The organism is Xanthobacter sp. BG11Y11_SDJG (genome assembly GCF_057364445.1).
This window is the reverse complement of sequence record NZ_JBNFNU010000143.1, coordinates 1-9781: the sequence shown is the minus strand read 5'-3', so window position 1 is coordinate 9781 and position 9781 is coordinate 1. Positions and strand designations below refer to the sequence as shown.

Sequence of the window (9781 nt, the reverse complement as noted above, 5' to 3'; positions counted from 1 at the left end):
AGCGCCACCGCGATGGCCCGCCCGCCCGCGAGCAGCAGGCCGAAATGGCGCGCGCCGGGACGCCGGCGCACCCGGAGACGTGAGATGCCCACAGGATGTTCATCCTTCATGCCCCATCAATTTACCTATAAACCTCGCCCGGCGGTCGGGAATTTGCATGCTCGCGCCGGCATGCTGTACTGGCGCGATTCGCGCGCCCCGCAGGGCGCAGGAGGATTGTCATGGCCAACGCCTGGAAAATCCTGGTGGTCGAGGACGACCCGGAGCTGCGCGACGCCCTCGTCGAGCAGCTGACCATCCAGGAGGAGTTCGAGCCGGTGCCGGCGGAGACCGCCCAGGCCGCCATCGAGACCGCCAAGAACGGCGCCATCGACATCGTCATCATGGACGTGGGCCTGCCCGACATGGATGGGCGCGAGGCGGTGCGGCACATCCGCCGCAACGGCTTCAAGGCGCCGATCCTGATGCTCACCGGCCACGACACCGACAGCGACACCATCATGGGGCTGGAGGCCGGCGCCAACGACTATATCGCCAAGCCGTTCCGCTTCGCGGTGCTGCTGGCGCGGCTGCGCGCGCAGATGCGCTCGCACGAGGCGAGCGAGGACGCGGTGTTCGCCATCGGCCCCTATTCGTTCCGGCCCGGCGCCAAGCTGCTGCTCACCGAGCGCGGCTCGAAGATCCGACTCACCGAGAAGGAGACCGCGATCCTGCGCTATCTCTACCGCGCCGGGAAGACGCCGGTGCCGCGCGAGACCCTGCTGCAGGAGGTCTGGGGCTACAATTCCGGCGTCACCACCCACACGCTGGAGACCCACATCTACCGGCTGCGCCAGAAGATCGAGCCCGATCCGTCCAACCCCACGCTTCTTGCCACCCAGGCCGGGGGATACAAGCTCGTCCCCTGAGCAGAAGGCCGCCCCGATGCCCGCCCGCCGAAAGAACCGCCCTTGAGCCTGGAGACGGACATTGCCCTGCTCCAGCAGGTGCCCACGTTCGACATCCTGAACGGGGAGGCGCTGCGCATCCTTGCCATCAGCTCGGAACAAAGGATGCTCGCTGCGGGCGACGTGCTGTTCAAGGCCGGGGACGACGCCGACTGCGGCTATGTGCTCGCCTCGGGACTGATCCGGTTCATCCGCGAGAAGGAGGGGGCCGAGCCCGTCGTGCTGCAGGAGGTGGAGCCGGTGGCGCTGATCGGCGAGACGTCGCTCATCCTCGCCAACACCCGGCCGGCGACGGCGGTGGCGGTGGAGCCGTGCACCCTCATGCGCCTGTCGCGCTCCACCTTCTTGCGCACCCTGGAGGGCTTCCCGGACGTGGCGCAGCGCATGCGCAAGATGTTCGCGGCACGCCTTGAGGAGACCCTCAGCGCTCTGGGCGGCGTCGCCGAGCGCCTGGAGAGCGAAGGCCTCGGCCCGCGCCGGCGCTGAGGCGGGCCGGCCTCAGGCGTTCCAGAAAGCCTTCATCTCGTCGACGTCGGCAAGGCCACGCTCGTGTCCGTTCTTCAGGCACGGGGCGATGTGTTTCGGGTCCATGATGCTGTCCAAGACGCTCAGGCCCGGCATCAGGCCTACCACCTTGAGGATTGTCCGGGTGCCCTGGCTCTCCAGGGTGCGGATCTCCTCCTGGAGCGTGTTCGGCATGCCCGAGGTGCGCAGGCCCGTCTTCACCGCGTCGGGCCGCCGTCGGAGAGCGAGATCACCAGCGCCCGCGAAACGCCCGCCACCACGTCGCAATGGGTGCTGGTCTGGCAGATGCCGCCGTCCATGCACAGGCGGTCCTTCAGCCAGGTAGGGCCCATTTGGCCCGGGAGCGAGGAACTCGCCGCGCAGGCCACGTTTATGGGGATGCCGGCTTGGCTCGATACCACGATCCGCTCGCCCGTATAGCAGTCGTTGGCGGTGGTGTAGAGATTGGGCGAGGGCCAGCTTTCTTCGCCGATCAACCGCTTGACCGAGGTGAAATACTGCTCTGGCCGGCCGGGTTGCGCGCCGCCATGGCAGCGTGGCCGATGGCCTGGATCGTCGCGGGATCGGCCGCCGTGGCGTTCGTGGCTGCGGCCCGTGCCCGCAATTGGCTGACATTGGGCGGGATATTGGGGATCAGTTCGGCAAACAGCGCCGGAAACCGGCCCAGCACATCGAGTTCCGCCGAGAGCCGCCACATGTGGCCGCCGAGCAGCGACGCGCCCAGCAGCGAGCCCGCCGAGGTGCCCACCGCGATGTCGGCGCTGGCGAGGTCCACGCCCTTCGACTTCAAAGCGTGGGCATATCCTGTCATCCAGGCAACCAGATAAGCTCCACCGCCGCCGAGCACGAGGCCGCGTTGCCTGCCGGCGCCGAGACGCGGCTGATAGGGGATGGGATGGGCGAGCCCGTCATTCCAGCCGGCGCGCGGCACCAAGGAGCCGGAATTGCCGGCGCCGGCCGGGTCGGCCCCCTGCGCCGCTCTCTGGCTTGCGCCCTCAGTTGTACCCTGGGCCGTCGCCTCGCCGGACATGAGCGCGGCCGCGCCCAACGCCAACACGTCTCGCCGCCGCATCGTGCCAGCCTCCCGTGAACGCCACGTCGCCAGGATACAGCACCTGCGGTCGAAAGCGAACAAGGCCCGCCCCGCCGCCGCAGGCGCAGCTCAGAAACGGTCTAAGAATCAAACCGATACCGCGTCACCCGAACGTCAGCGCCACCGGCACGTGGTCGGAGGGCTTCTGCCAGGAGCGCGCCTCCTTCAGCACCGTCATGGCGCGGGCATGGGGCGCCAGGGAGCGGCTGGCCCAGACATGGTCCAGGCGGCGGCCGCGGTCGTTCACCGTCGGGTCCGGCGAGCGGTAGCTCCACCAGGTGAACAGCTTCTCGGCCGGCGGCACGATGTCCCGCATCACGTCCACCCACGGCCCCGACGCCTGGAAGGCGCCGAGCTTCTCCACTTCCACGGGCGTGTGGCTGACCACGGTGAGGAGCTGGCGGTGGCTCCACACGTCGGTCTCCAGCGGCGCGATGTTGAGGTCGCCCACCACCACCGCATGGCGCTCGGGGTCCACCGCGTCCGCGCGCAGCGCCGGCCAGGCCGTCACCTCGTCGAGAAACGCGAGCTTGTGCGCGAATTTCGGGTTCAGATCCGGATCCGGCACGTGCGCCGCGGCGGACGTAGAATTATGCACCGTCACCGGCTTGCCGAGCCCCGCCTCGGGGCCGAGAGTGACGCTCACATGGCGCGCGTCGCCCTTGCCGCAGAACTCGCCGCGGCCCATGTCGACAAGGGGTGGCGCGAGAAGGTCGCGACCCCGTGCCACCCCTTCTGGCCGTTGAGCGCGATGTGCTCGAAGCCCATGTCGCGGATGGCGCCGAGCGGGAACTTGTCGTCCTGGCACTTGGTCTCCTGCAGGCACAGGACGTCCGGCTTCAGCCGCTCCACCACATCGCGCACGATGGGAAGGCGGATGCGGACCGAATTGATGTTCCAGGTGCAGACGGTGAGGGACAAGGCGGAGGGCAGGTCCGGTATCGGCGGGAAGGGCAAGCCTTAGCCGCCCCGCAGGCGGGACGCAAGGCAGCGGTCGGCCGCCGCCTGGGTGCATGCGGGGATCGCCTACGCTGCCGGATCGGCGCCGAGAGCCTGGGCGATCTGCGTCCTCATGGCGGCGATGGTGGCGGCATAGTCACCGGCACCGAAGATGGCGCTGCCGGCAACGAAGGTGTCGGCGCCCGCCGCGGCGACGGCGGCGATATTGTCCACCTTCACGCCGCCGTCCACCTCCAGGCGGATGGCGCGGCCCGACCCATCGATGAGGGCGCGGACGCGGGCGAGCTTGCCGAGCGCACCGGGGAGGAAGGCCTGGCCGCCAAAGCCGGGATTGACCGACATCACCAGCACGAGATCGAGCTGGTCCAGCGTATGGTCGAGCACCGAAAGCGGCGTTGCCGGGTTCAGCACCAGGCCCGCCTTCGCCCCCTTCGAGCGGATGAGCTGGAGCGAGCGATCCACGTGCTCGCTGGCCTCGGGATGGAACGAGATGAGGTCGGCGCCGGCGTCGGCGAAGGCCTCGATCATGGCGTCCACCGGCTTCACCATCAGGTGCACGTCGACGGGCGCCGTGGTGAGCGGCCGCAGGGATTTGAGCACCAGCGGGCCGATGGTGAGGTTGGGCACATAGTGGTTGTCCATGACATCGAAATGGATCCACTGCGCTCCCGCCGCGAGCACGGCCTCCACCTCCGCGCCGAGCCGGGCGAAGTTGGCCGAGAGGATCGAGGGGGCGATGACGGGCGGCTGGCGGGCCATCAATGCACCACCTGGCTGAGCGATCCGCAGGCGTAGCGCTTCGCCATGTCGTCGAGGTCGATGGGCCTGATCTTCTCCGCCTGCCCCGCCGCGCCGAACGCCTCGAAGCGGGCGACGCAGACCTTGCGCGCCTCCTCCATGGCGGCGGCGAGGAACTTGCGCGGGTCGAATTCCGACGGGCTCTTCGCCGCCACCCGGCGCAGGCCGGCGGTCATGGCGAGGCGGATGTCCGTGTCGATGTTCACCTTGCGCACGCCGTGGCGGATGCCCTCCTGGATCTCCTCCACAGGCACGCCGTAGGTCTCCTTGATGTCGCCGCCATAAGCGCGGATCTCCTCCAGCAGGTCCTGCGGCACGGACGACGAGCCGTGCATCACCAGATGGGTGGTGGGAATGCGCTGGTGGATCGCCTTGATGCGGTCGATGGCGAGGATGTCGCCGGTGGGCTTGCGGGTGAACTTGTAGGCGCCGTGCGAGGTGCCGATGGCGATGGCGAGCGCGTCGCACTGCGTCGCCTTGACGAACGCGGCCGCCTCGTCCGGATCGGTGAGCAGCTTGTCGCGCGAAAGCGCGCCTTCGGCGCCGTGGCCGTCCTCGGCCTCGCCGTGGCCGGTCTCCAGCGAGCCGAGGCAGCCCAGTTCGCCCTCCACCGAAACGCCCACGGCGTGCGCCAGCTCGGCGACGCGGGCGGTGACCTGGACATTGTAGGCGTAGTCCGCCGGCGTCTTGCCGTCCTCCCTCAGCGAGCCGTCCATCATCACCGAGGAGAAGCCGGACTTGATGGCGCCGATGCACACCGCGGGCGAGGCGCCATGGTCCTGGTGCATCACCACCGGGAGCTCGGGATAGGCCTCCACCGCGGCGGCCACCAGATGGCGCAGGAACGGCTCGCCGGCATATTTGCGCGCCCCCGCCGAGCCCTGGAGGATCACCGGCGACGCGGTGGCCCGGGCCGCCTCCATGATCGCCTTGATCTGCTCCATGTTGTTCACGTTGAAGGCCGGCAGGCCATAGCCATGCTCCGCCGCATGGTCGAGCAGCTGGCGCAGGGAAACGAGGGGCATTGTCCTCTCCTTTTGGATTCGATCGTTACCGTTGTTCCCCGGACAAGCGACAGCGCAGCTGGAGCGCAGATCCGGGGTCCAGGGGAAAAGCCGGCGCAGCCGGCTTCTGCCCGAAACGCTGCGGATCAAGGCGCCTTCGGCGATTCTTTGCGCTGGGTCCCGGCTCTCCTTCCACTGCGCTTTCGCTTCGTTGCAGTCGGCCGGGACTCGTCTCCTCACCCCAGCGCCCGTTTCACCGCCTCGACGCCGCCGCGGGGGTGAGGCCGAACAGCGGCCAAAGGTCCTTTTCCGGCGCGCTTTCGCCGAAGCGGTCGATGCCGAGCGCGATGAGGCCGTCGCCGCGCGTCCCGGCGAGGCCGCGCCAGCCGCGGGTGACGCCCGCCTCCACCGTCACCACCGGGATGCCGCGCGGGAACAAGGCGGCGCGCGCGGTCTCGGGCAGCGCCTCGAAGCGCTCGCGGCAGGGCATGGAGACGATGCGGGTGGCGATGCCCTTCACCTCGAGCTCTTCCGCGGCAGCGACCGCGAGCCCCACTTCTGAGCCGGTGGCGACGAGGATTGCGCGCACGCAGCCCTCGCTCTCGCGCAGCACATAGGCGCCGCCGGCGATGGCGTCGGCCTGCTCCGTCGTGCGCGGTTGGCCAGGCAGGTTCTGGCGCGACAGGATGAGGGCGGACGGCCCGTCCTTGCGCGCGAGCGCCGCGCCCCACGCCTCCAGGGTCTCCACCGCGTCGCAGGGGCGCCAGACGTCGAGATTGGGGATGAGGCGCAGGCTCTCCACATGCTCCACCGGCTGGTGCGTCGGCCCGTCCTCGCCAAGGCCGATGGAATCGTGGGTGAGCACGTAGATCACCCGCTGCCCCATCAGCGCGCTCATGCGAATGGCGTTGCGGGCATAGTCGGAGAACACCAGGAAGGTGGCGACGAAGGGGATGAAGCCGCCATGCAGCGCCACCCCGTTGGCGATCGCCGCCATGGCGAACTCGCGCACCCCGTAGAACACCTGGTTTCCGGCCGGATCGCGCGTTACCGGGCGCGCGCCGGGATAGGTGGTGAGGTTGGAGTGGGCGAGGTCGGCCGAGCCGCCGAGCAGTTCCGGCACGATGGGCGCCAGCGCGGCGAGCGCCTGCTGGCTCGCCTTGCGCGAGGCGACGCTCTCCCGCTTCTCCAGGGCGGCGTCGCGTGCTGCCGCGAAGACGCTGGCGAACCCCTCCGCGAGGTCGCCGGACAGCCGGCGGCGGAACTCCGCCGCCTCGGGCGGGTAGGCCCGTTCATAGGCCGCCAGGCGCGCTTCCCAGGCCTGTTGCCGGGCGGCGCCGGCCTTGCGGGCATCCCACTGGGCATAGACCTCGGCAGGAAGCTGGAACGGCGCATGATCCCAGCCCATGGCGGCGCGAGCGCGGGCGATCTCGTCCGGGCCGAGGGGCGCGCCGTGGGTGTCCTGGTGGCCCTGCTTGGTGGGCGCGCCGCGGCCGATGGCGGTGCGGCAGCAGATCAGGCTGGGGCGCGCGGTGTCGGCGAGCGCGGCGGTGATGGCGGCGTCGATGGCGGCGGGTCATGGCCGTCGACGCGGATCACCTGCCAGCCATAGGCCGCAAAAGCGCGCCGGGGTGTCGTCGGCGAACCACTCCTCCACCTTGCCGTCGATGGAGATGCCGTTGTCGTCCCAGAACGCGACGAGCTTGCCGAGGCCGAGCCGGCCGGCAAGCGAGCACGCCTCGTGGCTGATGCCCTCCATGAGGCAGCCGTCGCCCAGGAACACGAAGGTGCGGTGATCGACGATGGCGAGCCCCGGCCGGTTGAACTGCGCGCCGAGCGTCCTCTCGGCGAGCGCCATGCCCACCGCATTGGCGAGCCCCTGGCCGAGCGGCCCGGTGGTGGTCTCTACCCCAGGCGTCAGGCCGAATTCCGGATGGCCGGGTGTCCGCGAATGGAGCTGGCGGAAGCGCCGCAATTCGTCCATGGGCAGATCGTAGCCGGTAAGGTGCAGCAGCGCGTAGAGCAGCATCGAGCCGTGGCCGTTCGAGAGCACGAAGCGGTCGCGGTCCGGCCAGGACGGATCGGCGGGATTGTGCCGCAAATGGGAGCGCCACAGCACGGCGGCGATCTCCGCCATGCCCATGGGCGCGCCGGGATGCCCGGACTTCGCCGCCTCCACCGCATCCATGGCGAGCGCGCGCAGCGCGGCGGTGACGGGCCAGCCGAGCGTGCCCGGCGCGCGGTCCACGGCGGGGGCAGGGCTGGCGAGGGCAGGGGTGGCGACGGCCTCGGCGGCGGCGCTCATCGGGGTCATGACAATCCTCCCAGGAACCTTGTTTGGGGCGGCGGGTCTCGCGGCGCACGGCGCCGGCCCTTCATCCCGCCCGGTGTTTCCGGTCCATCAGCTTCAGGATCAGCGGCGTCAGCAGGAGCTGCATGGCGAGGTCCTGCTTGTTGCCGGGGATGACGATGGAGTTCGCCCGCGACATGAAGCTGTTCTGGATCATCGACAGCAGATAGGGAAAATCGATGCTGCGCGGATTCTTGAAGCGGATCACCACCATCGATTCGTCCGGCGTCGGGATCCAGCGCGCCACGAACGGGTTGGACGTGTCCACTGTGGGCACGCGCTGGAAATTGATGTCGGTCTCGGTGAATTGCGGGCAGATGTAGCGCACGTAGTCCGGCATGCGCCGCAGGATGGTCTCGGTGACGTCTTCGGTGGAATAGCCGCGCGTCGCCTTGTCCCGGTGGATCTTCTGGATCCATTCGAGATTGATCACCGGAACCACGCCGATCTTCAGGTCCGCGTGCCGGGCGACGTCGACGCCCTCGGTCACGGAGGCGCCGTGCAGGCCCTCGTAGAACAAAAGATCGGTGCCCTCCTCGATGTCGCGCCAGTCCGTGAAGCGGCCCGGCTCGGCGCCGTAGAGCTTCGCCTCCTCGGCGTCGTGGATGTAGTGGCGGGTGCGGCCGGTGCCGCGGGCGCCATAGTCGGCGAACAGCGCCTCCAACTCCGGCAAAAGGTTGGTCTGCGGCGAGAAATGGCTGAAGTGGCTGTTGCCCTTCTTGCCCTCCTCGGCCATCAGCGCGCGCATCTCGAAGCGGTCGTAGCGGTGGAAGCTGTCGCCCTCCACGAAGGCGGCCTTCACCCCTTCGCGGCGGAAGATCTGCTCGAAGGTGCGCTTCACCGAGGTGGTGCCGGCGCCGGAGGAGCCGGTGACGGCGATGATGGGATGCCGGACGGACATGATGCGTTCCTTCCGGCTCAGATGAACAGGCCGCGACGCGCGAACAGCGGCGCACGGTCGGCTTCGCCCGCCGGGGCGAGGTGATAGCGCCGGACGCGCTCCACCTTGTCCTTCGACCCGAACACGAGCGGCGTGCGCTGGTGGACGGCGGCGGTTGTGAGTTCGAGGATGTCGGTGCGCCCGTCGGTCGCCGCCCCGCCCGCCTGCTCCATCAGGAAGGCCAGGGGAAAGGCCTCGTAGAGCAGGCGCAGCCGGCCCTGGCCGTAGCCCTTCCGCGCATCGCCCGGATAGAGATAGACCCCGCCGCGGCGAAGATGCGGTGCGCGTCCGCCACCATGGAGGCGACCCAGCGCATGTTGAAGTCGCGCTCGCGCGGGCCTTCGCGGCCGGAGATGCAGTCGTCCACATAGAGCCGCACCGGCGCGTCCCAGTGGCGGTAGTTGGACATGTTGACGGCGAATTCCGCGGTGCCCTGGGGCACCCGCGCCGCCGGATCGGCGAGGCGGAAGACGCCGTCCGCGTCGAGCACGAACTGCCAGGTGCCGGCGCCCACCGTGAGCATCAGCGCCACGTGCGGGCCGTAGATCACATAGCCCGCCGCCAGCAGGCTGCGCCCGCTCTGGAGGAAGGCGGCCGGCGCGGCCCCGTCGATGCCGTCCGGACTGGGCAGCACGGCGAAGATCGTGCCCACCGAGAGGCAGGTGTCGATGTTGGAGGAGCCGTCCAGCGGGTCGAGCGCCACCAGCAGCGGCGCGCCGGCCTTCAGCGGCACCGGAAGCTCGTCCTCCTCGGAGGCGACCGCCGCCACCGGGGCGGCATGGAGCGCGGTGATCAGGAGTTCGTCGGCGATCACGTCGAGCGCCTTCTGCCCCTCGCCCGCCTCGCCGGCGGACACGGTGGCCCCGGAGGTCGCCGCCGAGCGGACCCTCGGCGATGCGCCGGGCGAGCGCGGTACAGCCGCGCGCCAGCGCGGCAATGGTCGCGGCGACGTCCTGCCGGCGGGCGTCCTCCCCGGCCCAGTCGTCAAGTGCTGCAGCGAGCGTGATGCCCTTGGCGAAGGTCGCGGCGGGCCGGGTTTCGGCGGTCTTCTCCAGCATGGCGGTCTCCCTGAGGGTGTCCTCCGCGCGGCCCGTTCGGCGGGCCGGTCATGGTTTGGGGCGACGGGCGCGTCGGCGGGTCGTCGGGTCGGTCGGCGTCCGGGTC

Annotated in this window: 9 protein-coding genes and 3 pseudogenes; 2 read left to right on the top strand and 10 right to left on the bottom strand. The window is 69.9% G+C overall.

Going from position 1 to position 9781, the window contains the following annotated elements:
* Positions 1-221 precede the first annotated feature (221 nt).
* Complete coding sequence (locus AC2W7M_RS13160) at positions 222-908, top strand: response regulator transcription factor (RefSeq protein ID WP_486132734.1); 687 nt, start codon at positions 222-224, stop codon at positions 906-908.
* A gap of 42 nt (positions 909-950) precedes the next feature.
* Positions 951-1433 (top strand): Crp/Fnr family transcriptional regulator, encoded by a 483-nt coding sequence (locus tag AC2W7M_RS13155; protein WP_486132733.1) that lies wholly within the window; start codon positions 951-953, stop codon positions 1431-1433.
* 12 nt (positions 1434-1445) lie between these two features.
* Here the strand turns inward: AC2W7M_RS13155 and AC2W7M_RS13150 are convergent, their stop codons facing one another.
* The 10 genes and pseudogenes from AC2W7M_RS13150 to AC2W7M_RS13105 form a co-directional block, all read right to left on the bottom strand.
* Positions 1446-1673 (bottom strand): hypothetical protein, encoded by a 228-nt coding sequence (locus tag AC2W7M_RS13150; RefSeq protein WP_486132732.1) that lies wholly within the window; start codon positions 1671-1673, stop codon positions 1446-1448.
* On the bottom strand, positions 1670-1948 hold the full coding sequence (locus AC2W7M_RS13145) for a hypothetical protein (RefSeq protein ID WP_486132731.1): 279 nt from the start codon (positions 1946-1948) through the stop codon (positions 1670-1672). The genes AC2W7M_RS13150 and AC2W7M_RS13145 overlap by 4 nt, the downstream gene beginning before the upstream one ends.
* A complete protein-coding gene (locus tag AC2W7M_RS13140; protein WP_486132730.1) occupies positions 1945-2529 on the bottom strand; it encodes a patatin-like phospholipase family protein in 585 nt (194 codons plus the stop codon). The genes AC2W7M_RS13145 and AC2W7M_RS13140 overlap by 4 nt, the downstream gene beginning before the upstream one ends.
* A 139-nt stretch (positions 2530-2668) precedes the next feature.
* A pseudogene (locus AC2W7M_RS13135) lies at positions 2669-3486 on the bottom strand (exodeoxyribonuclease III).
* A 105-nt stretch (positions 3487-3591) separates the two neighbouring features.
* A complete protein-coding gene (gene rpe, locus AC2W7M_RS13130) occupies positions 3592-4284 on the bottom strand; it encodes a ribulose-phosphate 3-epimerase (RefSeq protein ID WP_486132729.1) in 693 nt (230 codons plus the stop codon).
* Positions 4284-5348, bottom strand: a complete 1065-nt coding sequence (fba, locus tag AC2W7M_RS13125; RefSeq protein ID WP_486132728.1) for a class II fructose-bisphosphate aldolase — start codon at positions 5346-5348, stop codon at positions 4284-4286. Before fba ends, rpe begins: the two co-directional genes overlap by 1 nt.
* A 232-nt stretch (positions 5349-5580) precedes the next feature.
* Positions 5581-5916 (bottom strand): transketolase-like TK C-terminal-containing protein, encoded by a 336-nt coding sequence (locus AC2W7M_RS13120; protein ID WP_486132735.1) that lies wholly within the window; start codon positions 5914-5916, stop codon positions 5581-5583.
* 135 nt (positions 5917-6051) lie between these two features.
* Positions 6052-7515, bottom strand: a pseudogene (gene tkt, locus AC2W7M_RS13115) (transketolase); the annotation flags it as partial.
* 187 nt (positions 7516-7702) lie between these two features.
* Entirely contained in the window at positions 7703-8578 is an 876-nt protein-coding gene (locus AC2W7M_RS13110) for a phosphoribulokinase (RefSeq protein ID WP_486132727.1), read from the bottom strand.
* A gap of 17 nt (positions 8579-8595) precedes the next feature.
* Positions 8596-9675, bottom strand: a pseudogene (locus tag AC2W7M_RS13105) (class 1 fructose-bisphosphatase).
* Positions 9676-9781 lie beyond the last annotated feature (106 nt).

Excerpts from the sequence above, each read along its gene's own strand:
- AC2W7M_RS13160 (WP_486132734.1), top strand. The coding sequence starts at position 222 with ATGGCCAACGCCTGGAAAATCCTGGTGGTCGAGGACGACCCGGAGCTG.
- fba (WP_486132728.1), bottom strand. The coding sequence starts at position 5,348 with ATGCCCCTCGTTTCCCTGCGCCAGCTGCTCGACCATGCGGCGGAGCAT.
- AC2W7M_RS13110 (WP_486132727.1), bottom strand. The coding sequence starts at position 8,578 with ATGTCCGTCCGGCATCCCATCATCGCCGTCACCGGCTCCTCCGGCGCC.
- rpe (WP_486132729.1), bottom strand. The coding sequence starts at position 4,284 with ATGGCCCGCCAGCCGCCCGTCATCGCCCCCTCGATCCTCTCGGCCAAC.